The 22,886-nt window shown below is 64.0% G+C and carries 22 protein-coding genes, 1 tRNA gene and 1 pseudogene; 10 read left to right on the forward strand and 14 right to left on the reverse strand.

What is annotated here, in order from left to right:
• Positions 1 to 12: 12 nt before the first annotated feature.
• The 6 genes from lptB to ACN0YL_RS06180 all read right to left on the reverse strand — a co-directional run bounded on the left by lptB (position 13) and on the right by ACN0YL_RS06180 (position 4,721).
• Positions 13 to 774, reverse strand: coding sequence for an LPS export ABC transporter ATP-binding protein (gene lptB / locus ACN0YL_RS06155; RefSeq protein ID WP_417467697.1), 762 nt, complete (start codon positions 772 to 774; stop codon positions 13 to 15).
• Positions 775 to 799: 25 nt separating this feature from the next.
• Positions 800 to 1,342, reverse strand: coding sequence for an LptA/OstA family protein (locus tag ACN0YL_RS06160; protein WP_417467695.1), 543 nt, complete (start codon positions 1,340 to 1,342; stop codon positions 800 to 802).
• Positions 1,339 to 2,034 (reverse strand): LPS export ABC transporter periplasmic protein LptC, encoded by a 696-nt coding sequence (gene lptC, locus ACN0YL_RS06165; RefSeq protein WP_417467693.1) that lies wholly within the window; start codon positions 2,032 to 2,034, stop codon positions 1,339 to 1,341. The genes ACN0YL_RS06160 and lptC overlap by 4 nt, the downstream gene beginning before the upstream one ends.
• An 87-nt stretch (positions 2,035 to 2,121) precedes the next feature.
• Positions 2,122 to 2,736 (reverse strand): ribonuclease D, encoded by a 615-nt coding sequence (locus ACN0YL_RS06170; RefSeq protein ID WP_417497360.1) that lies wholly within the window; start codon positions 2,734 to 2,736, stop codon positions 2,122 to 2,124.
• A 43-nt stretch (positions 2,737 to 2,779) separates the two neighbouring features.
• Positions 2,780 to 4,039 carry a hypothetical protein gene (locus tag ACN0YL_RS06175; RefSeq protein ID WP_417497361.1) on the reverse strand — a complete coding sequence of 420 codons (1,260 nt, stop codon included), beginning with the start codon at positions 4,037 to 4,039 and terminating at the stop codon, positions 2,780 to 2,782.
• Positions 4,040 to 4,166: 127 nt separating this feature from the next.
• Positions 4,167 to 4,721 (reverse strand): GNAT family N-acetyltransferase, encoded by a 555-nt coding sequence (locus tag ACN0YL_RS06180; RefSeq protein WP_417497362.1) that lies wholly within the window; start codon positions 4,719 to 4,721, stop codon positions 4,167 to 4,169.
• Between the two features lie 262 nt (positions 4,722 to 4,983).
• Here ACN0YL_RS06180 and ACN0YL_RS06185 point away from each other — a divergent pair, with 262 nt between their 5' ends.
• Positions 4,984 to 5,955 (forward strand): SDH family Clp fold serine proteinase, encoded by a 972-nt coding sequence (locus ACN0YL_RS06185; protein WP_417497363.1) that lies wholly within the window; start codon positions 4,984 to 4,986, stop codon positions 5,953 to 5,955.
• Between the two features lie 75 nt (positions 5,956 to 6,030).
• Here the strand turns inward: ACN0YL_RS06185 and ACN0YL_RS06190 are convergent.
• Positions 6,031 to 6,117: transfer RNA gene (locus ACN0YL_RS06190), tRNA-Leu, on the reverse strand.
• Positions 6,118 to 6,294: 177 nt separating this feature from the next.
• Here ACN0YL_RS06190 and ACN0YL_RS06195 point away from each other — a divergent pair.
• The 4 genes and pseudogenes from ACN0YL_RS06195 to ACN0YL_RS06210 all read left to right on the forward strand — a co-directional run.
• The gene (locus tag ACN0YL_RS06195) at positions 6,295 to 7,260 is read left to right on the forward strand and encodes a complex I NDUFA9 subunit family protein (protein ID WP_417497364.1); all 966 of its coding nucleotides are present in this window, start codon (positions 6,295 to 6,297) and stop codon (positions 7,258 to 7,260) included.
• A gap of 672 nt (positions 7,261 to 7,932) precedes the next feature.
• Positions 7,933 to 9,216, forward strand: a complete 1,284-nt coding sequence (locus ACN0YL_RS06200; RefSeq protein ID WP_417497365.1) for an ImmA/IrrE family metallo-endopeptidase — start codon at positions 7,933 to 7,935, stop codon at positions 9,214 to 9,216.
• Positions 9,217 to 9,219: 3 nt separating this feature from the next.
• Positions 9,220 to 10,332 carry a beta family protein gene (locus ACN0YL_RS06205; RefSeq protein ID WP_417497366.1) on the forward strand — a complete coding sequence of 371 codons (1,113 nt, stop codon included), beginning with the start codon at positions 9,220 to 9,222 and terminating at the stop codon, positions 10,330 to 10,332.
• Positions 10,333 to 10,434: 102 nt separating this feature from the next.
• Positions 10,435 to 10,674: pseudogene (locus ACN0YL_RS06210) on the forward strand (type IIL restriction-modification enzyme MmeI); the annotation flags it as partial.
• A 180-nt stretch (positions 10,675 to 10,854) separates the two neighbouring features.
• On the opposite strand, the gene ACN0YL_RS06215 reads toward ACN0YL_RS06210, so the two are convergent.
• Positions 10,855 to 11,223: an endonuclease domain-containing protein gene (locus tag ACN0YL_RS06215; protein WP_417497367.1), complete on the reverse strand. Its 369-nt coding sequence runs from the start codon at positions 11,221 to 11,223 to the stop codon at positions 10,855 to 10,857.
• Between the two features lie 209 nt (positions 11,224 to 11,432).
• On the reverse strand, positions 11,433 to 13,610 hold the full coding sequence (locus ACN0YL_RS06220; protein ID WP_417497368.1) for a M3 family metallopeptidase: 2,178 nt from the start codon (positions 13,608 to 13,610) through the stop codon (positions 11,433 to 11,435).
• Between the two features lie 214 nt (positions 13,611 to 13,824).
• Between ACN0YL_RS06220 and ACN0YL_RS06225 the strand changes: the two genes are divergently transcribed.
• On the forward strand, positions 13,825 to 14,901 hold the full coding sequence (locus ACN0YL_RS06225) for a carbon-nitrogen hydrolase family protein (protein ID WP_417497369.1): 1,077 nt from the start codon (positions 13,825 to 13,827) through the stop codon (positions 14,899 to 14,901).
• Positions 14,902 to 14,911: 10 nt separating this feature from the next.
• On the opposite strand, the gene ACN0YL_RS06230 is transcribed toward ACN0YL_RS06225, so the two are convergent.
• Entirely contained in the window at positions 14,912 to 16,258 is a 1,347-nt protein-coding gene (locus ACN0YL_RS06230; protein ID WP_417497370.1) for a flavin monoamine oxidase family protein, read from the reverse strand.
• Positions 16,259 to 16,430: 172 nt separating this feature from the next.
• On the opposite strand from ACN0YL_RS06230, the gene ACN0YL_RS06235 reads away from it, so the two are divergent.
• Positions 16,431 to 17,021: a DUF1134 domain-containing protein gene (locus ACN0YL_RS06235; protein ID WP_417497371.1), complete on the forward strand. Its 591-nt coding sequence runs from the start codon at positions 16,431 to 16,433 to the stop codon at positions 17,019 to 17,021.
• On the forward strand, positions 17,021 to 17,539 hold the full coding sequence (locus tag ACN0YL_RS06240) for a GNAT family N-acetyltransferase (RefSeq protein WP_417497372.1): 519 nt from the start codon (positions 17,021 to 17,023) through the stop codon (positions 17,537 to 17,539). Before ACN0YL_RS06235 ends, ACN0YL_RS06240 begins: the two co-directional genes overlap by 1 nt.
• Before the next feature lie 3 nt (positions 17,540 to 17,542).
• On the opposite strand, the gene ACN0YL_RS06245 is transcribed toward ACN0YL_RS06240, so the two are convergent.
• Positions 17,543 to 18,064 carry a nuclear transport factor 2 family protein gene (locus tag ACN0YL_RS06245; protein WP_417497373.1) on the reverse strand — a complete coding sequence of 174 codons (522 nt, stop codon included), beginning with the start codon at positions 18,062 to 18,064 and terminating at the stop codon, positions 17,543 to 17,545.
• Positions 18,065 to 18,224: 160 nt separating this feature from the next.
• On the opposite strand from ACN0YL_RS06245, the gene ACN0YL_RS06250 reads away from it, so the two are divergent.
• A complete protein-coding gene (locus ACN0YL_RS06250) occupies positions 18,225 to 19,556 on the forward strand; it encodes a hypothetical protein (protein ID WP_417467671.1) in 1,332 nt (443 codons plus the stop codon).
• Positions 19,557 to 19,565: 9 nt separating this feature from the next.
• Here ACN0YL_RS06250 and ACN0YL_RS06255 read toward each other — a convergent pair whose 3' ends face one another.
• Positions 19,566 to 19,997, reverse strand: coding sequence for a MerR family transcriptional regulator (locus ACN0YL_RS06255; RefSeq protein WP_417490425.1), 432 nt, complete (start codon positions 19,995 to 19,997; stop codon positions 19,566 to 19,568).
• A 69-nt stretch (positions 19,998 to 20,066) separates the two neighbouring features.
• Between ACN0YL_RS06255 and ACN0YL_RS06260 the strand changes: the two genes are divergently transcribed.
• Entirely contained in the window at positions 20,067 to 20,684 is a 618-nt protein-coding gene (locus ACN0YL_RS06260; protein ID WP_417497374.1) for a cation transporter, read from the forward strand.
• Between the two features lie 17 nt (positions 20,685 to 20,701).
• Here the strand turns inward: ACN0YL_RS06260 and ACN0YL_RS06265 are convergent, their stop codons facing one another.
• Positions 20,702 to 21,301: a hypothetical protein gene (locus tag ACN0YL_RS06265; protein WP_417490427.1), complete on the reverse strand. Its 600-nt coding sequence runs from the start codon at positions 21,299 to 21,301 to the stop codon at positions 20,702 to 20,704.
• A gap of 26 nt (positions 21,302 to 21,327) precedes the next feature.
• Positions 21,328 to 22,785: a peptidoglycan-binding protein gene (locus ACN0YL_RS06270; RefSeq protein WP_417497375.1), complete on the reverse strand. Its 1,458-nt coding sequence runs from the start codon at positions 22,783 to 22,785 to the stop codon at positions 21,328 to 21,330.
• Between the last annotated feature and the right edge of the window lie 101 nt (positions 22,786 to 22,886).

Genomic DNA, 22,886 nt, shown 5'->3' on the forward strand with positions numbered 1-22,886 from the left:
GGCAGAAGTTAATCAGGCAAAGCTTTCCCCGAGATAAACGCGGCGCACATCGGGATCGGCGCGGATGGCGTCCGGCGCGCCCTCGAACAGCACTTCACCCTCATGGATGATCGTCGCGCGGTCCGTGATTTCAAGGGTTTCGCGAACATTGTGGTCGGTAATCAGGATGCCGATACCGCGGTCTTTCAGGAAGCGGATCAGATCGCGAATATCGGCGATTGCCAGCGGGTCGATCCCGGCGAAGGGCTCGTCGAGCAGCATGAATGAGGGCCGGGTCGCCAGCGCACGGGCGATCTCGACCCGGCGGCGCTCGCCGCCCGACAGCGAGGGGGCCGGTGCATTGGCCAGATGGGAAATGCGCAATTCCTCGAGCAATTGATCGACCAGCTCGTGGCGTTGCTTGCGGTCCTTCTCCACCACTTCGGCGACGGCGAGGACGTTTTCGCGCACGGTCATGCCCTGGAAGATCGACTTCTCCTGCGGCAGATAACCAATGCCCAGCCGGGCGCGCTGATACATGGGCAGGCGGGTGATATCCTCGCCATCGAGCAGGATGCGGCCGTAATCAACCTCGACGAGACCGGTGATCATGTAGAAACAGGTCGTCTTGCCGGCACCGTTCGGCCCGAGCAGGCCGGCGACTTCACCGCGTTGCAGCGACAGCGACACGCCCTTCACGACCGGACGCTTGCGATAGGTCTTGCCGATGGCCTCGACCACCAGTCCCGTGCTCAGCGCGGACGGGGCCGCGGCGGCGTCTTCGGTCATTGTCATGCTCAACTTGCTCTCGATCGGAATTCTAGAGGCCGCCGGTGCCGTCGCCATTGCCGTCGGCGGGGGCCGGCTCACTGCCGCGCGGATAGATCACGGCCCGGACCGGGGCGCCATTGCCCTCCTCACCGAAATTGGAATTTCCGGAGGTCAGGTTGGAGACAAAACGGGTGGTGGTGATGACATTCTCGCCCTGGGTGATGACGACATCGCCCGTGAGGGTGATGGTGTCCTGGCCCATTTCGTAAACGCCAAGATCGCCGGTGGCGTTCTGCATCGGAGAGAAATAGCGCACATGGCCGGTCGCCACGACGCGTTCGATATCGCCGCGGCTGCCATCTTCCGGCTGGGTCCAGACCAGCTCGACCCGGTCCGCCATGATCCGGCGGTCGCCCTGGGTGATATCGACATGGCCGGTCAGGATGGTGCGGCCCTCGCTGTCGAGATTTTCGATCCGGTCGGCGATGGTGTCGAGCGGTTGTGAGGAATCCCCGATCTGGGCGTGGGCACCCGCCAGCGGCGCCAGCAGGAGGCAGGACAGGGCGGTCAGTCGGACAAGCAGGCGGATCATTGATCCTCTCCTTCGCTGGGGGCGGTACGGGCCTGTACAATACGCGCATGTACATTGCCTTCAAAAATGACGCGATTACCACCTTCGTGAATTTCATAGCGGTCAGCGGTGATCGTGCCGACCGGACCTGATCCGGTCACCGGCAGTTCGCCGGTCACGCGCTCCTCGCGCAGGAAGATCCGCGCGTGTTCCGAGGCGAAGCTATAGCCGTTATCGGTATTCAGATTGACGTCGGAATACAGGTCGAGAATCCGGTTGGCGGGATCGAACGTGCCTGTCTGGGCCAGGACCTCCGATGCATTCGCGCTGGTGTTGAGGAAGTCATAGTCGAGCCGGGGCCGTTCCAGCTCGGTCAGCCCGGTGGCGTTGTCACGGCGGCGCACTGCGACATCGGCGGTGAGCGCGTAGGGCGTCAGATTCTCGTCGCGGCCGGTGATGCGCGGATTGACCATGCGCACATCGGTGCTCACAGCCTCGGCCGGCACGGTCGGTGCCCCGGACGATCCGATGTATAATTGCGCGGCGAGCAGCGCGACCAGGGCGATGATCGCGGCGATGAAAACGAAGCGCAGCATGCGGACAAAAGCGGTCCGGCGCCGGGCGGCGCTCAGCGTCAATGCGCGGCGTGGTTCCCAATTGCCGTGCATTGTGGGCTGGAGCAGCTCGAGGCCGGGGGTTGCGGTCGTACTCATCGACAGATCATCATCTCGCAAACGGCAGGCACAGCCTGACCGCGCAACAAAGACCAGCCTTTGCTGGCCTTTTCAAGGCATACCCGCTCAGGCGTGGGCGAAAATATCGGTATCGGGCCAGCCTGCGAGATCGAGTTTCGCCCGCATCGGCAGGAAATCGAAGCAGGCTTTCGCCATCTCCATCCGGCCTTCGCGCTCGAGCATCATCGTCAGCCGCTCGCGCAACTGGTGCAGGTAGAGCACGTCGGAGGCGGCGTATTCCAGCTGGGCCTTCGACAATTCATCGGCACCCCAGTCGGAGCTCTGCTGTTGCTTGTTCATGTCGACGCCGACCAGTTCGCGCGTCACATCCTTCAGGCCGTGCCGGTCGGTATAGGTGCGGCACAGCTTGGAGGCGATCTTGGTGCAGAAAACCGGCGCCATGGTGACACCGAGGCTCCGCTCGACCATCGCGACGTCAAAGCGCGCGAAGTGGAGAATTTTCTCGACCGCCGGATCGCCCAGCAGGGCTTTCAGGTTGGGACAGTCATAGTCCGGGCGGATCAGCTGCACGACATGCGCATCGCCATCACCGGATGAAAGCTGCACGACGCACAGCGCGTCACGCGTCAGCGACAGGCCCAGGGTTTCGGTGTCGATGGCCACCAGCGGGCCCAGGTCGAGATCGGCGGGCAAGTCGCCGCGGTGGTAATGCACAGTCATCGGTCAATCCTTCGTTTCCGGGCCGTCGTATCCGGGACGGGTCCTAACGCTCTGCGCGGTCCGGCGCAATGCGGCTGATCTTGTTCTCAAGGCTGATCCGGTCGTCACGGCTCAGGTATTGCGCCGTTTCGACTTCCGCCGCGGGGCCGGCGGCTTCGAGCGCATCGAACAGCCCGCTGACGGCCTGTCCGTCCGCCGTTTCCAGCCAGCGCTGCCGCCGCTCCCGGATCGCTTCGGCGCTGGCCTCGAGATTGTCCGTCGTCAGGCGCAGGCCCGTCAGCCCGTCAACCCCGCCGGTTTCGCCGCGCATCGTGTCCAGCATCGCCTGGCCGATATGGGGCAGGTAGTGGGAGGGTTCATAGAAGGCCGGATGCGCCCGGCTCTGTTCGGGGCCGGGGGCCGGCAGGGTGGCGAAATCGCGAAAGCCGGAAAAATCCCACAGCATGGCCGCGTCGCCCTCGATACAGGCATTGGCTGCCGGGGCCGAGGCATGGCGCTCGAACAGATCGCTCAGCGTGCGGCGCATCTCGAAATAGGTGTCGCCGCGACCGGCGCGGAACAGGGCTTCCTCGCGCCAGACATGCAGCGGGTGGATGAAGCCGATGACCTGGATGCCATTCGATGTCAGGGCATCAAGAGCCTGCTCGAACAGGGCGACGCGGCCCGGATCGAAACTATAGCCGAGATAGAAGCCGTATATTCCGCGCACGCCGCTTTCATAACGCTCACGCTGGGCGCCGGCCGGATAGGTGTCGGCCCAGGGCACACGCGGCGCGCCGCCGCCGAGATTGTCGGCGATCAGCTGTAGCGCGGCGCCGAATGTGTTCGGCGACAGCGACACCCGCGCCAGCGAGAGCGGCCGATTGCCGTCATTCAGGGTCGAGAGCCAATAAGTCGCCTTGGCCTTGGAATGGGTGCCGAACTCATCGAGATCAAGACCGATCACGACACAGCGCAATTGCGGATTGCGCGCCGCCAGAACCATGGCCTGCGACAGTTCGAAGATATTGGTGCCGCGCATGCCGGCATTGTAGAGGCCGCCCGGCCAGCCGGCGGGATCGTGCGGGAAGCCGTCAACCGTGCGTGAGGAGCCCAACAGGATCGCCGTATCCCCGCCGCGCGCCAGCCGGTCGCCGACATGGACCCGGCCGCCATCGCCGTACAGGCGTGTATCGCGCACCGTCAGGCCGGGAATGTCCGGCGCTCCGGTGACCGCGAACGGGTCGATCAGCGCGTTGAAGCCGGCAAAGCCCAGCAGGATGGCGAACAGGGTGAGCAAAAATGTTCGGGCGTAGTGCTTCATGCGATCAGCCTTGGGCAAGCGCAGGGACAAATCAGGAATTTGGCGCCCGTCCCCCGTTCGCCGCGACGCTAGCGGTGCGCACCGGCCACGGCAAGGCGAGGCTGCACGCGCCTGGAGCGGGGCTTCGTCAGGGCGCGGTGGTGTGGCGATCGCGGTAGAACACCGTCACCGCGTTGTCCGCCAGCTTGGCCGTGTGCCGCGCCTGGTAGTCCAGCTTGCCGGCCAGCCGGGTCGAGGCGGTGTTGGCCGGGTCGATGATGCAGCATGTTTCGGGCTGCTCGAGCGAGGTATCGGCCCAGTCGAGCACCGCCCGCATCGCCTCGCCGGCGAGCCCGCGACCGTGCGCCGACGGGCGCAGGGCCCAGCCGCTCTCCGGGACACCGCCCAGCGGTGGCTCGATTTCGCGTTTCAGGTCCGCCAGCCCGGCCTCGCCGAGAAAGGCGCCATCGGCGCGGTCGGTGATCGCCCAATAGCCGTAGCCGAGCAGGCCCCACATCCCGGCATAGCGCAGCAGGCGCTGCCAGACTTCCTGCTCGCTCGAGGCACGGCCGCCGATGAAACGGATCACCGCCGGATCCGTCCACAGCGCCAGGCTGCCCTCAAAATCGGCCGCCCGATGGCCGCGCAGGACGAGACGCTCGGTCGTCAGGGTCGGGATGGTGATGAAGGGCAGGAGGCTCATGCCGGCACCGTCGCTGGAATTCGGCGCGGGATCAGCGCCATGCCGTCGAGCTAAACCGTCCGGTGGCGGCGGCGTCAATCGGGTTTTGGATAACCTGTCCGCGCAAATGACACCACTCATGCGTGCAAAATCCGGTTTTCAGTTCGCGTCTGCGGGGAGCCGGCTGTAAGCTTGCGGCCGGGGCGGCAATACTGCCGGACAGGCAAGGCCCGGCTGCAACGGTTTCGACCGGTCGCCGGCCGCGCAAACGGGGGGATGCGAAATGCTGGAAATCATGGGCGCACTGGGTCTGGCCGAATGGCTGGGCCTGGCATCGGTCAGTGCGGTGGTGCTGGGCGCGTTCGGCCTTCGTGGCCGGCCGAAACGGCGTGCGGGAGAGACGGCAGCGAAGACGATGTCCGCGCCTCGCGTGACGGCGCGGCAGGGCGATGGCGGCGAGGGCCTGCCGCCCGGCATGAGCCCGGCCGATGCGCATCGTGCCCGGATCCAGGCCGGGATCGAGGCCTTCCAGCGGGCGCGCGGCAGTGTCGTGCTGCGGGTGGTGCATCATCTGCCCTATGAATATGTCGACGAGCACACCGCCATCGAGGCCATTGACGCCCTGCGCGCCGCCGGTCCCGATGCGCCGGTCGACATCATCCTGCATACGCCGGGCGGGCTGTTGCACGCGGCGCAGCAGATCCTGCACGCCCTCAAGCATCATCGCGGCCGCAAGACCGCCTTCATCCCCTACAGTGCCTGGTCGGCCGGCACGATGATCGCGCTGGCCTGTGACGAGATCGTGCTCGGCTCCAGCGCCGTGATCGGCCCGATCGACCCGCAGCTCGGCGGCCTGCCGGCGCCGCTGCTGGCCGAACTGCTCGATGACAAGAGCAATGACCGCATCAATGACCAGATGCTGGTGATCGCCAAAATGGCGAAACAGGCGGTCAAGGAAGCCAAGGAATTCGCCTGCGACTATGTCAATCCGGCTCATAATGGCGGTAATGAGAGCTGCGCCCTGACCAATGAGCTGATCGGCAGCGGCCGCAATCACCAGGCGCCGATCATGCCGCAGGAAGCCATCGCCATGGGGTTGAATGTCTCGATGCAGATGCCCGAGCCGCTCTACCAGGTCTGCCAGCCGCCGCCGGAGGAAGAGGCGATGCTGACGGTCAATCTGTTCGGCTCCCGCATCGACCAGAAAACCGCCGCCCTGCTCGACCTTGACGGACTCGAAAAACGCCTGCGTTGAACCCGCCCCGGACACGGCAAAACGCCGGCCCCGGTGCGAGGCAGGTCACAGTTGTCCGTCATGCAGGAGGTCCAGTGGTGCCCAGGAGAAGACTCGAACTTCCACTTCCTTTCGGAAACTAGCACCTGAAGCTAGCGCGTCTACCAATTCCGCCACCTGGGCAGGTGTGGAAGCGGGTAGGTAAAGAAGGCCCGGCTTTCTGTCAACGCCGGGTGCTCAGTGGACTGCACACGGCGGGCGGCGTGGCGCGGTGCGGCGCTGCAGGCGCATTGCCTCATGGACAGAATGCGCGATTTTTGGTCTACCCGGACCAGGCTCAGCTTGCGCAAGGATGAAACCATGCTTCGTGACGAAATCATCACCGTATTCGGCGGCTCCGGCTTTGTCGGCCGTCATGTGGTTCGCGCCCTGTCCAAGGCCGGCTACCGGGTCCGCGTCGCGACGCGCCGGCCGCACCTGGCCCAGGACCTGCGTGTCACCGGTGTGGTCGGTCAGGTGCAGTTGGTGCAGGCGAATGTGCGCGTTCCCGCTTCGGTCGAGCGCGCCGTCGAGGGCGCCAGCGGCGTGGTCAATCTGGTCGGGGTGCTCAATGAGAGCGGCCGCCAGACCTTCACCCGCCTGCATGCCCAGGGCGCCAGGACCATTTCCGAAGCCGCCGCCGCAGCCGGCATCCCGGCGCTGGTGCATGTCTCGGCGATCGGTGCCGATGCCGACAGCCCCTCGCGTTATGCGCGCTCCAAGGCCGAGGGCGAGGCCTTCGTGAAGGCGGCGCTGCCGACCGCGACGATCCTGCGGCCCTCGATCATTTTCGGCCATGGCGACGGCTTCTTCAATCGTTTCGCCGGCATGGCGCAATTCCTGCCGGTCCTGCCGCTGTTCGGTGGCGGCAAGACCCGTTTCCAGCCGGTCTATGCCGGCGATGTCGCCCAGGCCGTGCTCACCGCACTGACCAGCGAGGCCGCACGCGGCGAGACCTATGAGCTGGGCGGACCGGGCGTTTACACCTTCAAGGATCTGATGCGCTTCACGCTCGAGGCCATCGACCGCCGGCGCTTCCTGCTGCCGCTGCCCTTCGCGCTGGCGACCCCGATCGCCTTCCTGTCGGAACTGGCCGCGATCCTGCCCTTCGTCCAGCCCGTGATCACGCGCGACCAGCTGACCCAGCTGGCGATCGACAATGTCGTGGCCGACGGCGCCAAGACCCTGGCCGATCTCGGCATTGACGGCGAAACCATTGAAGCCATCGTCCCCGATTATCTCATCCCCTATCAGCGTCACGGCCAGTTCCACGAACGCGCGGTCTGATCCTGCACGAAAATCTCCACGCGGCTCGCCGCTGGAGGTTTGGGTGGTGCCTCCCGGAGTGGGAGGGTGCGGGACGCCGGCGAATGCCGGTAACCGGTAGTTTTATTAGCGTGACATTCGTGACGTCCCGCACGTGCAGTTTTCTCGGGCTGTCTCCACCCCGGTTCCAATCCAAAAAGGTACTCAGGTCGGTCGTTTAGTGCCGTCAGACCCTTCTGGACGCCCTGCCAGCGCTCGGGATGTCACCCCTCTGCCCGGACAGGCTGCACGCTCCCGACCGCCGCGATTGACTGAGCTCACGCCTCCCGTGCGACCGGAACGCTGCAAGCATAAGCGCAGCTGGAGGGGGTGGGGATAACATCACCAAAAATTCGTCATCCTGAGGCAAGTCAGGACCTCGAACGACCGGGCTCCGAGCCTGCTATATCGAGGTCCCGGCCTGCGCCGGGATGACGTGAGATAATTGTCGGCGGTGGGGGATAAGCGGGCAAATCGAGCGCCGCCGCGCCCGTCATCTTCACCAGCTCCGCCCGCTTTGCGGGCACCTCTTCCATCAAGGAAGAGGCGGGTGATGGGTCTGGCCGGCTGTTGCTGATTTACAGGCCCCTCACGCGCACAACATTATTGTTGTTGCCCCTTGACCACAACATTAACGTTGTGTATCAGATGCGCATGAGCACGAAACTGATCCTCAACGAAACGGGCCTTCGAGACGCCCAGTCCCGGCTTGCCGAATTCGGGAAGGTCATGGAACAGAGTAATGTGTTCACGCGACTAACCGAGGGGCTGCCATCCGAAGTTCTGGAGAAGATCGACGCGGCGCTTCGGGCTGAACACGATGACTTGTGCGATGCAATTGAATCCTATCGCGCTGCCAAGGAGACGGGTTCGGCTGAGGCGCTGGAAAGGCGCGCGGGAAAAGATCCTGGCTTGGTATTAATCGTCGGTCGGATAGCAAAGGGTTACACGCAACGCGACTTGGCGTGGCGTATGGGTGTCAAAGAACAACAAATTCAACGATATGAAGCTGACCGTTACCGAACAATTAGCCTAAAGAACTACACTCGAATTGCAGCACTCTTAGGGGTGAGGCTGAATGCAACGGTAGAGCCACAGCTGCAGTTCCGGGGGCTAGACAAAGTTATTGATGATGTCTCCCGAGATGACATTCGGAAAATTCTAAAACACGGGCGCAAAAGCGGCTGGTTCACGACGGAGATGAGTGAGGACAAGCTTCGCCAGTTCATTGCCGAGAACCGAGTTGATTTTGGAAGCCCCACCTTGTTGCGGACGGGCCTAAACGTTGTCGATCATAGCGAAGATGTCTTGCTCCACGCATGGCGCGCGCGTGTGTCCTCGCGAGCAAGGGAAATTATTGCTGCCGGGATTTCTCGGTACGATCCGACCCAGATTGGCTGGATCGCAGAGCTTCCAAAGTTGAGCGTACTTTCGGACGGCCCATCGAGGGCGCGTACGCTACTTCTGGAGCAGGGCGTCATACTCATCGCTGAGCCCCAGATTCCAGGCCTAACAATCGACGGCGCGGCGTTTATGGATGACGAAACGCCGATCATTGGTCTAACGCTGAGGCAAGACGATCTAAGCAACTTCTGGTTCAGTTTGATGCACGAAGTTGGACATATCGTCTTGCATAGAAAAACAGGGCTGGCCGGCGGCTTCTTTGACCAACTAGAGATACCCTCCGATGATGAACAAGAGCGCGAAGCTGATTCGTTTGCCTCTGAATTGCTAATACCAAGTGAAATATGGCGAAAATCGAACGCTAGAATCGCTAGAGCGCCCCGTGTTGTTGAAAAGCTTGCAATGGAAATCGGGATCAACCCCGCCATCGCTTTTGGTCGAATTCGACGAGAACGAAATGATTATTCGTTGTTTTCAAGTTATATTGGACGAGGTGCTGTGAGGTCCCAGCTCCTCAACGTGGAGAATGTGTAAGTGATGGTCATATATCGTCCAGCCCTTCGTTTTAAAGAAGGCGAGTACACCGCGTTGTCGAGCCTTCGAGCTGATATCCGCGCCCAGATAATTCCGTATTTCGTCGTTCCACCGTTGCGAGAGCGGGACCCAGAGAAGGGGCGGTCGTTAAACGCTGACGAGATCGCTTACGTAGTCGGCGATCGGATTGGACGGCACTGGCCAATCCTTCCGGCATATATCGATGTTCAGCATGTCTTGAACGACTTGGACGATGTCGGTCTACAAAAGCTTCACCGACAGGCTGCACAGAGAAATTCTCAGCTTATCCCCGTCGTCCCAATTGGCGAGGTGGGGAGTCCGGTTTGGAAATCACTTATCCGAGAAACGTATCCGCGCGCTGCAATCCACATCTCACATGAAGACCTAGATGATGAATTGCTGATTGAAGGCCTTAAATCTTTGGGAGTGGCAGCAAAAGATTGCGAGCTATTCGTAGACTTTACCGGCGCGGAACTGAGACCAGACTTGGCGACAGAATCGGTCGCTGGAATTATCGCAGGGTTGTCGGAGTTGGCGCCGTGGGGGTGCATCATTTTTCAGGCTTCGAGCTTCCCGTCGAAGAATCCCGCCGATGCTGGGGGAGAATGCTCGATACCGCGTCACGAGTGGTCGATCTTTTCGGGGATGGCCCTCACTAGTGGCATCCCGACGGCCCGAATTGGTTTCAGTGATTTTGGAGCTGACAGTGGCGCCATTAGTTTCCCGAAGAAGCCAAGCGGCGGGAGACCTATACCCCATGTCAGATATACGACCGCCACGGACACCGTGGTGATACGGGGCGCGAGTGAGGGTGAGTATTCGCCGGTGATGCGACAAGTGCTTAAGCGTTTAGTGAGACATCCCGAATTCGCTGGTGAGACGTATTCTGTTGCGGACCGCGAATTGGTCCGAGCCGCAAACGGATATTCCTCGGTTGGCAACGCCACAACATGGCGTCGGTGGAACATGGCGCATCATTTCGTGCGTGTCGTACGTGACCTGGGCAGCTTATTTGGTGTCGAGTTTCCTCACGACGCTCGTTTGGAGATTCATTCGCAGCGCCGCCTTTTTGAATCGATGAACAATGGGGATTAGCCCCGAATAGATGATCGAGTTTCGAAACTTTAGAGGACGGACACCGAAGGCCTTTGGCCCCATTTCTGAGACGTGCCGACACTCTGGCGCTCGTCGATCCAGCAGATGGTGCCGGGCTATCCCGACCGGATATTGCCGGTCGACGAGGCCGCCGCCAAAGAGCTGAAAAAGCGCACCCTGACCAATCTCTACAATGCCCGCCCGGCCTGGCTCGACCACGCCCACAAGGCCCTCGATAGCGCCGTCGCTGCCGCCTATGGCTGGCCGGACGGGCTCAGCGATGACGAGGTGCTGGCAAGGCTGTTTGCGCTGAACCAGGAGCGGGCGAAGGCGCAGGCGTAGCGCCCGTCATCGCCACCAGCTCCGCCCCGGACTGCGTCCGGCGCACCTCTTCCATCAAGGAAGAGGAGGGGTCAGGCTGGCGGTTCGCGATAATCCCCCTCCTCTTCCTTGATGGAAGAGGTGGCGCCGAAGGCGTCGGAGCTGGTGACGGCCTCGCGCGCCCATCTCCTGGCTGCCATCTCAGGGCTGGCGCATATCGCGCAGGCCGGCTTCGAGGGCGTCGCGGATGGCGGTGAGGACGCCGTCCATATTGTTGTACACATCCATGTTCCAGACGCGCACGACGCGAAAGCCCTCGGCCTCGAGCCAGGCATCGCGGATGGCGTCGGCTGCGCGGTGGTCGTCCTCGCTGTGCTGGCCGCCATCGACTTCGATGACGAGCTTGGGCGTGAAACAGGCGAAGTCGACGATATAGCGGCCGAGCGGGACCTGGCGCCGGAACACAAAGCCCTCGGCCCGCCAGGTTTTCAGCCGGGCCCAGAGCCGGACTTCATGCGGGGTCATGCGCTTTCTGAGGGTGCGCGCGAGTTTGACCATCGGGCGGGTCATGGTGGCAGGCTGGCACGGGGCGGCGCGCCGGGCGTGTGATGGGGGTCACGGGGGGGGAGATTGTCATCTTCACCAGCTCCGCCCCGGACTGCGTCCGGCGCACCTCTTCCATCAAGGAAGAGGCGGGTGATTGTCCCCCCCCCATCCCCAAACGCAAACGGCCGGCGGATCGCTCCGCCGGCCGTTGCATGTCGTGAGGCCCGAAAGCGCTATTCGGTGACCGGGAAGCCGCGGTCGCGCATCAGGGCTTGCGGGTCGGCGTCGCGGCCGCGGAAGGCGCGGTAGGCTTCGCCCGGGTCGACCGAGTTGCGCGGGGCGAACAGGGTTTCGACCAGGCGGTGCGAGGTCTCCGGATCGTAATAGCTGCCGGCCTCTTCAAAGGCTTCGGCGGCATCGGCGGTCAGGACATCGGCCCACATATAGCCGTAATAACCGGTGGCATAGCCTTCGCCCTCGAACACATGCCCGAATTGCGGGCTGCGGTGACGCATGACGATTTCATCGGGCATGCCGAGGCGTTCCAGGGTCTCGCGCTCGAAGGTGTCGGGATCGCCGATCTCTTCGGGCGGGGTCATGTGATAGGCCATGTCCATCAGGGCGGAGGCGAGATATTCGCCGGTCGAGAAACCCTGGTTGAAATTGGCCGCCGCACGGATGCGGGCGATCAATTCCTGCGGCATCGGCTCGCCATCGACATTGACCAGATAGTTGTTGACCACCGGGTCGGTCAAAAGCCAGCGCTCGAGCAATTGCGACTGGAATTCGGTGAAGTCGCGCACGCCGCCATTGAGGGTCGGATAGGCGACATTCGAGGACAGGCCGTGCAGGGCGTGGCCGAATTCGTGGAAGAAGGTGGTCGCATCATCCCAGGAAACCAGGACGGGCTGGCCCGGTGCCGGCTCGACGAAGTTGGAATTATTCGTCGCCAGCACATTGGTCTCGCCGTCAAACGTGGTGTGACCGCGGAAGCTGTTGGCCCAGGCGCCCGAGGACTTGCCGGTGCGGGCATAGGGGTCGAGATACCACAGGCCGACATTGGCGCCGGTGTCGCGATCGGTGACTTCCCAGACGCGCACGGTCGGGTGCCAGACCGAGACGGTGCCTTCGGGCAGTTCGGTGAAGTTGAAGCCGAACAATTCGCCGGCGACGTAGAACATGCCCTCGCGCAGATTGTCGAGCTGGAGATACTGGCTGACTTCCTCGCTATCGAGATCATAGCGCTCGGCGCGCACTTTCTCGGCGTAATAGCGATAATCCCAGGGCGCGATGGTGATATCGGCGCCTTCGCTGTCGGCCAGCGCCTGCATGTCGGCGACTTCCTCATGGATGCGGGCGACGGCGGCGGTCCAGACGCCTTCCATCAATTCCATCGCGCGTTCCGGCGTGCCGGCCATGCGGTTTTCCAGACGCCACTGGGCGTAATTCTCATAGCCCAGCAGTTCGACGCGTTCGTCGCGCAGGGCGAGGATTTCCATGATCAGGGCGTTATTGTCGTACTCGTCGCCATTATCGCCGCGATTATAGTAATCCCGCCAGACGATTTCGCGCAGATCGCGCTCGTCGGAGAAGGTCAGGAAGGGATCCATCGAGGAGCGGGTATTGGTGATGGCGTATTCGCCCTCATGACCGCGCGCGGTCGCGGCCGAGGCCGAAGCCTGGACGAAGCCGTCCGGCAGGCCGGAAAGCTGGTCGGCGCTGAGGTAATGGACGTAGTTTTCCTCGTCATGCAGCAGGTTGGACGAGAAGGCGGTGTAGAGCTCGGACAGACGCTGGTCGATCGCGGCATAGCGCTCGGCGGCTGCGCCTTCCAGTGTCGCGCCATTGCGGGCGAAACCGTCATAGGTCAGCTGCACCAGGCGCTGCTGGTCGGGGCGCAGGGTCGCCATTTCCTCGCCTTCATAGACGGCGCGGACGCGGGCGAAGAGCGCGGCATTCTGGGTGATCTGCGAGGAGAAGGCCGACAGGCGCGGGGCCATTTCGGCCTGGATGGCGCGGAATTCCGGCGTCGACATGTTGGACGACCAGATGCCCCAATAGCGGAAGACATTGCTGAGCGGCTTGCCGGCGCGTTCCATCGCCACGATGGTGTTCTCGAACGTGGCCGGTTCGGGATTGCCGGCGATGGCCTCGATCTCGGCGAGATTGAGCGCCATGCCCTCTTCCAGCGCCGGCTCGAGATCGTCAAGGCTGGCATTGTCGAAGTCCGGAACACCGCCGAACGGGCCGGTCCATTCCGCGAGCAGCGGGTTTGAGGACATGACGGTCTCCGTGGTTTCGGTGGTGGTTGATGTATTGGCAGGCGCGGTTGCGGTGGTCTGGTCGGCAGGGGTGCAGGCCGCGGCAAACAGGGCGGCGGTGCTGACGGAAATCATCATCAGATGACGCATGACAGGTCCTCTCGGGTCAATTCGTTGCGGCGAACCTATCTCTTCCGCGCATGGCTGGAAAATTAAGAATTCACCATCTTGTCCGCCGCCGCCGCTTGATCGGGCGGGCGGTGCAGACGATGCTCCCGCCGGCCTTCACCGGACCGGAGACAAATCTGTGCGGATCATCGCCATCACACTGATTGCAACGATCACTCTGTTGTTGATGTGGGGCATGTGGCGCCAGCCCGCAAGCCTGACACCCGATCCGGACCTGCAGCTGCGCGCCATCGAACGGGCCGCGGCGGGTGAGGGGCCCTACCTGGTCGGGGTCCAGCCCTGGCTCGAGCCGGGCCATTATCACAGCGCCGCAGCGCTGCATGAACGGCTGGCGGGCTATCTTGATGAAATCCGTGATGAAATTGATGCCGAACCGGGCTCGATCATCGTGTTTCCCGAGCATGTCGGCACCTGGCTGGTCGCCGCCGGCGCGCCGCGCCCGGCCTTCACCGCTGACACCACAGCGGCCGCGATGGGCACGCTGGTCGCCGCCAATCCGCTACGCTTTGCCGCAGCCTGGCTCGGCTCGGACGAGGCGGACCGCATGGCGGCGGCGATCTTCCGCATGCGCGCCGATGCGATGGCGCGCGACTACCAGGCCGTCTTCTCTGCCCTGGCGGCCGAGTACCGCGTCACCATTGCCGCCGGCTCGATCGTGCTGAGCGAACCGCGCGTCGAGAACGGCGTGCTGATCGCCGGCGATGGCCCGCTCTACAACACTGCCGCCCTGTTCCACCCCGACGGCTCGATCGATCCGCAACTGGTGCGCAAATCCCACCCGATCCCGAGCGAGACGCCCTTCACCGCCGCCTGGCCCGCAGAAAACCTGCCGGTGTTCGAGACCCCGCCGGGGCGTCTGGCGGTGCTGATCTGCGCCGATAGCTGGCATCCCGATCTCTATGCCAGCGTCCGGGCGCTTGATGCCGATATCATCGCCGTGCCCGCCTTCCTGCAACCCGCCAATGTCTGGGACCAGCCCTGGGGCGGCTATACCACCGGCTGGCCCGATGATGTCGACCGCACCGATGCCGGCCGTCTCACCGAGGGTGAGGCCTGGCAGCGCCATGCCCTGGCCGGGCGGCTGGCCTCGGGCGGGGCGGAGTTTGGCATGACGGCCTATCTACGCGGCCAGCTCTGGGACATGGGCTCCGACGGCAGCAATATCGCCATTGCCGGGGAGGCGCTGTTTGTCAGCGACGGTCTCGATGGTGCGGCGCTGACCCTGCTGCCGCTGGGCCCGGCCGGCGAGTGAGGCGCGGGGCTCAGCCCGCCGCGAGCGCCGCCTCCACCTCCTCGACTGCGCGTTCGGCCGCCTGCAGCGCGCCTTCGAAATAGCCGTAATAGCGCGTGGCGGTCTCGGTGCCGGCGACATGGATCGGGCCGACCGGCTGGCGCAATTCCATGCCGAGTGAGGTCCACACGCCCGGTCCCATCAGCGCGGCATAGCAGCCGCGGGTATACTCTTCGGCGATCCAGTCCTGGTCGACATAATCGATCGGATTGAGCGCCTGATCGCCAAACAGGCGGGCGAAGGCGGCCAGCACCGCCGCCTTGCGCTCGTCCGGGTCGCGGCCGGACCAGTGGCGGGCATGATCGCCCTCGATGAAGCCGAGCAACAGGCCCGCCGTCTTGCCCGCCTCGCTATTGTCGAAGGTGACACGGACCTCGAGATCGGGCCCGACCGCCTGGCCCGCCAGCCCGTTCTCGCGCCAGAAGGGCGTCTCATACTGGGCGATGCACTTGATACAGGCCCCTGGCGGCATGCGTTGCCACAGGGCGGCGCGGCGCGAGGGCAGGACCGGGTCATAGCGCAGGCGCACGGCCTGGGTTGGCGGCAGGGCGAGGATGGCGCGGCGGGCGCTGAAGCGTGTGCCGGCGGCGGTCACCGTGACACCGTCATCACCCCACGCGATCCGCTCGACCGGATGGTTCAGTCTCACCCGGTCACCCAGCCCCGCCGCCAGACGCTGCGCCACCCCGGCCATATCACCATGCACCCGGTCCTGCTGCGCCCCGCCGGTGGTGGCGAGGAGATTGTCGAGCGAGGTGCCGGCGCGGGCATAGAAGAGCGCATGCAGCAATGAGATTTCATGCGGCTCGGCGGTGAAGACAGCGCCGATCCCGACGGCAAAGATATCGAAGGCCTGGCGGGTGAAGGCGTGTTTGTGCATCCACTGGCCGACCGTCTGCTGATCCCATTCGGTGGCCTTCGGGTGCGTCCACGGGCTGGCGGGGTCGAGCTCGGCGGCCATGGCGTCGAAACGGGTCATCATCAGATGCACATTGAGCAGGACGTGCGGCGGCAGTTTCGGGATGGTGCCGGTATAGCGGCCGAGCTTTTCGCGGTTGAGGATCAGCCGGTCGCCGCTGTCCCAGAGCGGATAGGTCGTCATGCCGAGGCGTTCGATCAGGGCATAGAGCCGGTCCTGGCCTGGCCCGACCCATTGTCCGCCGAGATCGGCGGTGTCGCCATTGGCGAAAGTGTGCGCCAGCGCCCGGCCGCCGACGCGATCACGCGCCTCGAGCAGGACGATGTCATGGCGGTCCCCGAGCAGGTCCGCTGCTCGCAGGCCGGACAGACCGGCCCCGATGATGATAACGTCGCTCAAGTGTGCTGAAGTCATGACTTGCTCCCCGGGAGCGGCACGCTAGCACACCGGAACCGCGCCGAGCGAGGCCGGGATTTTCTGCCTGTTAACCTGACGATAACCGTTTCGCCGCGCTGTCGCCGTAATCCCGGCTGATAAGCCGGTACCTGATTTTAGCGACCGGAGGTTTCCCATGCGCATCCTTGCCGCCACCATCGCCGCCCTGACCGTCTGCCTCGCGGGCCCTGCCTTCGCGCAGGATCCGGATTACGGGCAGCCGAGCCAGTATTCCGATCCCGTTGACACCTATTCCCAGGACGAGCTGACCGATGCCGTCAGCGATTTCTTCGGCGTCACCGCCGAAGCCGCCGCCAGCACGCTCGAGCGTGTCTTTTCCGATCTCGGACGCCCGGTCGGCTATGTCGCCGGCGAGGAAGTCTCCGGCGCGGTCGGGGTCGGCCTGCGCTATGGCGAAGGCTATCTCACCATGAAGAACGGTGTGCGCGAGAAGGTTTACTGGCGCGGCCCTTCGGTCGGCTGGGATGCCGGCGGCAATGCCAGCCGCGTCTTCGTGCTGGTCTATAATCTCGAGGATCCGGCGCTCTTGTTCCAGCGCTTCCCCGGCGTTGAGGGCACGGCCTATCTCGTTGCCGGCATGGGCGTGAACTATCAGCGCGCCGACAACATTACCCTGGCGCCGATCCGCTCCGGCGTTGGCCTGCGCGCCGGCGCCAATGTCGGCTATCTCGCCTATAGCCGCCGCCGTGCCTGGTTCCCCTTCTAGTGCAGATACGCCCCTGCGAGTCAGAGGATCATGCCGGGGTTGATGCCTTGTTGCGGGCCGCTTTTCCCGAGCCGGGCGAGGCGCAGCTGACGGTCGCGCTGCGCGCCGCCGATGCCGATACGCTCGAACTCATTGCCGAGCTCGATGGCGTGATCGCCGGCGTCGTCATGTTTTCCCCGGCGACCGCGAAAACCGGTGCCGGTGCGGAAATTCCCGGTCTCGCCCTCGGGCCGGTGGCTGTGCTGCCGGACTACCAGAATCGCGGCATCGGCGCGGCGCTGATCGAGGCCGGACTCGACTTCATCCGCACGCTGGGGCCGACCTATTGCATCGTGCTGGGCGATCCGGACTATTACAGCCGCTTCGGCTTCGAGCCGGCGCCGTCGCTCGACCTGCACTGGACGGGCGACCCGGAAGACAAGACCGGCAATGCCTTCCAGGTCATGGCGCTCAATGGCGCGCCCAATCTGCCGCGCGGCACGCGGATCGAATATCACCCGGCCTTCGATATCGTCTGAGCGCTAGTGCCCGTCAGCCTCGGAGATCGGCTGGTGGTCATAGCTGAGCACGCGTGACATCCGCCAGTCATCACCCTCCAGCCGCCACAACGTGGTGAAGCCGGCGCGGCCGGTCAGTTCCGGCGCCTCACCGGGACGGACAATGCTGAACAAATGCTCGCCGCTCTGCACGGCGCCATAGAGCACGCCATTGTCATAGAGCGGGTGCAGCACCAGCGAGCCGGGGACCAGGGTCCGGGTCACATGAAAATCGTCGCGGCAGATATTGTTGTCGATGCTGTCGATGAAGGCGGCGCGGCCAAGCGTGACGCCGCCGACATCATGGTAGAATTCAAGGCCCTCGCTGGTCAGCTGCGCCAACAGGTCCAGATCGCAGCCATTATATCCCAGCTCGAAGACCTGCCGGTCGAGTTCGGCGAAGCGGGCATCGAGATCGGGCGCCGCCACTGGCCCGGCCTTCCCCTGCCCCCAGGCCGGCGTCGCCGCCAGCACGATCAAACACAGGCCCGCGCGTAGTCCTGACATTGTAAACCCTCGTCAAATCAAACAATACCGCCACTCAGACCTGACAGGGCGCGAGCGTGCAAGCGGGATTGAAAGTGAGGCTATCCCGCACTACCGCCGCGCTTTATTGCGCGATAGTGTAGCGGGCAGAGGGGCTGAAAACAGCCGAGGGGAGAGTGTCATGAGTGAAGGCAGTACTATCAGCGGCCTGGTCCTGCTGGTCGGCATCGGGGTTCTGTTCGTCCTGATGCTGGCGCGGCAAATCCCCTTCCAGATCCTTGGCCGCATCACCGCCCCGATTTTCCGCCCGATCGGCAAGCTGCTCGGCCTGAAAGCCGTCACCCGCGCCGGACCCGGTTCGGTGCGCCCCGCGCATATGGGGCCGAGCGCCTGGGCCGCGCTGTCACGCGCTGCCCGCTCCCGCACCGAGACCGAGAAAGCCCTCGGCGCCGACTTCGCGCACGAGGATTCGCACCTGAAACGGCATGGATTCCTGTTTCACTGGACCGGTGTCACCGTCGGCTATATCCGCACGCCCGGCGAGCTGACGCTGGAGGTCGCCGAGGATTATTACCGCCAGGGCTCGGCCTTCCTCAATGGGCGCGTCAAGATTTCGGCCAATCCGCAAAACCTGTATGAGGACGAGGAAGGCGCGGTGATCGCGGAGTATTTCCCGGTCGATTGCGGCGCGCTGTATCTGCTCAACGAGATGCGCAAGACGATCAATTCCAATGTCCGCAAGCTGACCGTGGTCTTCTCGGCCATCATCGCCACCGTGCTGATCATCAACCTGCTCTACAATGATGGCAGCCTGATCGAGCTCGCCGGCCCGATGTCCTTCGGCCCGGTCACCATGAGCGCCACCGATCTCAGCCAGGCGATGTTCGCGGCGTTATCGACAATCGGCGGTGCGTTTGCGATGTGGATCATCTATTTCATGGAATACGTGCCGTATCAGCGCAATAATTTCCGCGAATTATCCAATTTCGTCACCCGCTATCTCGCTCGTCTCAACGACCATTTCCGCACCGCCGAAGGCCAGGCCAAATCGGTCACTGTGGGCCAGGAAAAGGATGCGGCGAAATTCTCGCACTCGGCGCGCATGTGGCACACCAATGTGCTCTGGATCGCGCAGCGGATCTTTTTCATCGAGACCTTCGTGCGAAACATCATGTTCCAGATGCTGCGAAATTCCGGCTATTATCTGGTCTTCGTGCCGCTGCTCTTCACCGTCGTCCTGGCCGGGCTCAATCTCGGCCTGAGCGAATGGACCGGTTTCGATGCCGGCGCGCGGCTGGCCGATCTCGGGGTGATCTTCCTGATCCTCTTCGTGGTGCTGGTCAGCATCTATGCCGTCTTCCTGCGCCGTTCGATGGCCAGTATCGACGAGATCAACCAGGACGAATGGATCGGTTTCGACAGCCTGTTGCTGGAGAATGTGCTCGGCGAGATCGTCGGCAAATATGCCGAGGATGTCGGCTATTGGAAAAACCGCATCGGCGGCAGTTTCTGATACCGGACGTCAGTCGATCCCGGGGTGATCGTGCTCACACAGGGCGTGATCCGACAGCGTCTCGATCACCCGGCACTGATCGACCTCGCCATGGGCGCAATGCTCGAGCATGCGCGCCAGCTCGGCGCGCACCGCCTCCAGCCCGGCAATGCGGCGCTCGACCTCGGCCAGCTGCCGGCTGGCGATGGCGTCGGCGCGCTCGCAGGACTGGCTCGGCCGGTCTGAGAGTTCCTGCAGCGCGCGCAGGTCATCGAGACCAAAGCCGAGCGCCCGGCCATGGCGGATGAAGCGCAGGCGTTCGATATCGGCCTTGTCATAGCGCCGCTGACCGCCTTCAGATCGCGGCGGTGCGGCCAGCAGTCCGATATTTTCGTAATAGCGGATAGTCGGGACCTTCACCCCGCTCGCCCGCGACAGCTTTCCAATCGACAGGTCTGACATTTCTTCTTGAACCTCTAGTGACTAGAGAGATTAGGGTGTTCCTGAAGCCAATGGCAAGGAGCGGATGTGATGTCGGGAAGTTGTTGCGAGGCCAAGCAGTTTGACGGGATGAGCCCCGGTTTCCGGCGCGCCCTGATCGCGGTCATCATTATCAATGCCGGCATGTTCGTGGTCGAAATGCTCGCCGGGGCCGCGGCCCAGTCCCAGGCGCTCAAGGCCGATGCCCTCGATTTCATCGCCGATGCCGCGACCTACGGGCTCTCGCTCTGGGTGATCGGCAAGCCGCCCCGCTGGCGCGCCAATGCCGCCCTGATCAAGGCCGGCAGCCTGTTCGTGATGGGCGCCTCAATTCTCGCACTGGCGCTTTACCGGGCGGTCTTTGTCGCCCAGCCGGTGGCGGAACTGATGGGCGGGATCGCGCTGCTGGCACTGGCGGCGAATGTGATCAGCGTGCTGATCCTGATGCGCTGGCGCGATGGCGACGCCAATGTGCGTTCGGTCTGGCTGTGCTCGCGCAATGATGCGATCGGCAATATCGCCGTTTTCGTCTCGGCCGGTATTGTCTGGCTCACCCATAGCCATTGGCCCGACATCATCGTCGCGGTCGGCATGGCCGGGCTTTTCCTCAGCTCCGCTTTCCAGATCCTGGCCCAGGCCCGGCACGAGCGCGCCCACAATCCGGCCTGAGCGCGAGAGATCCGGCGTCAGTGATGCTCGCCGGTCGAGAAGACCGAGCCGAGCAGATCATCGGCCGGCGGCGTGTTGTGACGATGGCGGTAGGGCCGGTCGGCAGGCGCGACGTCGCGCGGTGAACAGCTGGTGCAGCCCGAGGCGATGCGCTCGCGCACCGCGGCCAGCTGCAGCGACAGATCGTGAAAGCGGTCCTGGCCCTCATGCCACAGCCGCGCCGTGTCCTGGCAGCGCGCCTCGTCGAAGCGGTTCTCCTCCAGGCAGCGATTATAGGTGCGGCAGGAGGCGGTGGCGAAACGGTAGGAGCCGTCGAGATCGGTCTCGAAGGCGGCGATCAATTCCTGGGTCTGCGTGTTGGCGACACTGGCCGAACGCCCGGAATCGACCCGGATGGCTTCACGATAGCGGTGGATCTCCTCGAGCATGGCGAGGCGCTGTTCGGCCAGCCCGGCGACATGGCACATGGCGGTGGCGGGGCCGACGGTGTCGGCCGGGCGCGGTTGCGGCGGAGCCGGATGCGAATGTGGCGGCACCGCGCGGCCGCCCGGAGGCGTGCTGGTGGCGCAGGCCGACATCATGGTCGCCGCAAGCAGGCATAGCGTCAGTTTTTTCATCGGTGCAAGTCCTTCCAGTATCCCCGTCAATCCGCCTGGCCGTTCTCGGCCGCAGCGGAATGCCCCCCGTCCATGGCGGCCTGGTAACAGCCGGGCAGGTTGAGTTCCTGCCCGTTCTCGCGGCGCGCCTCGTCGACGCGCTGCTGCCAGGCCAGATAAAAACGGTCACCCGTGCGCTCGGCTTCCGCCAGCAATGCCCGCGAAATGCCGGCCCAGCGATCCGCCGGGCTGTCGCCACCGGTGAATTCCTGGCGCAGGCGGCGGGCGCGCTCATGTCCGAGATCGGCGGCGCGGCGCAGATAGCTGTCGGCGCGCTCCGGGCTCTCGATCAGGCCGCAGAGGCGGTAGCTGCCCTGGATCGTGCCGGTGCCATAGATCAGGGCGAGATTGAAATTGGCGCTGCCATTGCCGCGATCGGCGGCGGTGTCGAGCCATTCCAGAGCCGAGTCGATATTCTGTTCCACGCCGAGCCCGGTCGCGAACATGATGCCGAGCAGATTCTGGGAATCAGCGTCGCGGGCATTGAGAGCGGCATGGCAGATCAGCGTCACCGTCTCCTGCGAATTCAGGGCGCCGGTCTGGTCAAAGCCCATCTCACGCTGGAAATCGCGCACCGAGCGCCGTGTCACCGGACCGTAGGAACCATCGACCGGCCCCGAATAAAAGCCCAGGGCCGCCATGGCCCGCTGGCGCGAAATCAGCTGGATGATGTCGCCGGAATCCTCGCGCTCGCTGGCGCCATAGGCGATGCGGGCAAGGCTTTGCGTCGAAGTCGGACAGGAGAGTTGCAGCACGGCGGTCTGCAGGCGCTGCTGCGCGATCAGCGCGGCCTGGGCGCCGCCGCCATAGGAACCGGCGATCAGGGACTGGTCCCAGGCATCACGGGCCTCATCGGTGCGGCCGACCGCCTGGTAGGCATCGCCGACATTGAGCCAGCAGCGCGCCAGGCGCGGCGCGTCGGGACCGTCCTGGCCGGCGGCGCAGATGCGCTGGCCCGGGGTTTCGAAATAGCGGGACCGGGTGTTGGGGAAGAGCGAGAAACCGCGCGAATCGCGGTCGCGCACCGGCCCGGTATTGAAGGAGAGGCCGCTGCTGCCGCTGACGGTGCGGTCACCCGGCCGGTTCGCGGCGGCGTCGCCATAGAGCACCGAGCCGGAATAGGGGCTGCCGTTGTCGCCGGTCGCGGGGCTGTCGTAACTGTCCGGGCTGTAATAGCCGAAATCGGGATCATAGCGCGATGGATAGTCCGTCGAGCCGGTGGCTGGATCCGCCGGCCCCGGCGGGCTGGCTCGCCCGAAACGCCACCAGGGGCGTGTGCTGTCCTCGGGGCAGTATTCGCTGGCACAATAGCCGGCGCGATAGGCACGCGAATGGGTATAGCCGAGGATGGCCACAAGCCCGATGACGACCAGAATGGTCGCCGCGACCTGTGTCAGCAGGGCTGTAACCCGATCCATCATCCAGACACCCCCCGTCGATGTCATCCGCGGTGCCGTCATTGGTTAACCGCTATTAACCATACTAGCTGTGGGTGCTGTCCAGCGCCATACGCCTGAGGCGAGTTTGTTGATAAATTTTCGCAATC

Origin of the sequence: Maricaulis sp. (assembly GCF_048269565.1) — a bacterium.
Lineage (GTDB): Bacteria > Pseudomonadota > Alphaproteobacteria > Caulobacterales > Maricaulaceae > Maricaulis.

Coding starts and splice junctions, on each gene's coding strand:
- lptB (WP_417467697.1), bottom strand. CDS start 774: ATGACAATGACCGAAGACGCCGCCGCGGCCCCGTCCGCGCTGAGCACG.
- ACN0YL_RS06160 (WP_417467695.1), bottom strand. CDS start 1,342: ATGATCCGCCTGCTTGTCCGACTGACCGCCCTGTCCTGCCTCCTGCTG.
- lptC (WP_417467693.1), bottom strand. CDS start 2,034: ATGAGTACGACCGCAACCCCCGGCCTCGAGCTGCTCCAGCCCACAATG.
- ACN0YL_RS06170 (WP_417497360.1), bottom strand. CDS start 2,736: ATGACTGTGCATTACCACCGCGGCGACTTGCCCGCCGATCTCGACCTG.
- ACN0YL_RS06175 (WP_417497361.1), bottom strand. CDS start 4,039: ATGAAGCACTACGCCCGAACATTTTTGCTCACCCTGTTCGCCATCCTG.
- ACN0YL_RS06180 (WP_417497362.1), bottom strand. CDS start 4,721: ATGAGCCTCCTGCCCTTCATCACCATCCCGACCCTGACGACCGAGCGT.
- ACN0YL_RS06185 (WP_417497363.1), top strand. CDS start 4,984: ATGCTGGAAATCATGGGCGCACTGGGTCTGGCCGAATGGCTGGGCCTG.
- ACN0YL_RS06195 (WP_417497364.1), top strand. CDS start 6,295: ATGCTTCGTGACGAAATCATCACCGTATTCGGCGGCTCCGGCTTTGTC.
- ACN0YL_RS06200 (WP_417497365.1), top strand. CDS start 7,933: ATGAGCACGAAACTGATCCTCAACGAAACGGGCCTTCGAGACGCCCAG.
- ACN0YL_RS06205 (WP_417497366.1), top strand. CDS start 9,220: ATGGTCATATATCGTCCAGCCCTTCGTTTTAAAGAAGGCGAGTACACC.
- ACN0YL_RS06215 (WP_417497367.1), bottom strand. CDS start 11,223: ATGACCCGCCCGATGGTCAAACTCGCGCGCACCCTCAGAAAGCGCATG.
- ACN0YL_RS06220 (WP_417497368.1), bottom strand. CDS start 13,610: ATGCGTCATCTGATGATGATTTCCGTCAGCACCGCCGCCCTGTTTGCC.
- ACN0YL_RS06225 (WP_417497369.1), top strand. CDS start 13,825: ATGTGGCGCCAGCCCGCAAGCCTGACACCCGATCCGGACCTGCAGCTG.
- ACN0YL_RS06235 (WP_417497371.1), top strand. CDS start 16,431: ATGCGCATCCTTGCCGCCACCATCGCCGCCCTGACCGTCTGCCTCGCG.
- ACN0YL_RS06245 (WP_417497373.1), bottom strand. CDS start 18,064: ATGTCAGGACTACGCGCGGGCCTGTGTTTGATCGTGCTGGCGGCGACG.
- ACN0YL_RS06250 (WP_417467671.1), top strand. CDS start 18,225: ATGAGTGAAGGCAGTACTATCAGCGGCCTGGTCCTGCTGGTCGGCATC.
- ACN0YL_RS06255 (WP_417490425.1), bottom strand. CDS start 19,997: ATGTCAGACCTGTCGATTGGAAAGCTGTCGCGGGCGAGCGGGGTGAAG.
- ACN0YL_RS06260 (WP_417497374.1), top strand. CDS start 20,067: ATGTCGGGAAGTTGTTGCGAGGCCAAGCAGTTTGACGGGATGAGCCCC.
- ACN0YL_RS06265 (WP_417490427.1), bottom strand. CDS start 21,301: ATGAAAAAACTGACGCTATGCCTGCTTGCGGCGACCATGATGTCGGCC.
- ACN0YL_RS06270 (WP_417497375.1), bottom strand. CDS start 22,785: ATGACATCGACGGGGGGTGTCTGGATGATGGATCGGGTTACAGCCCTG.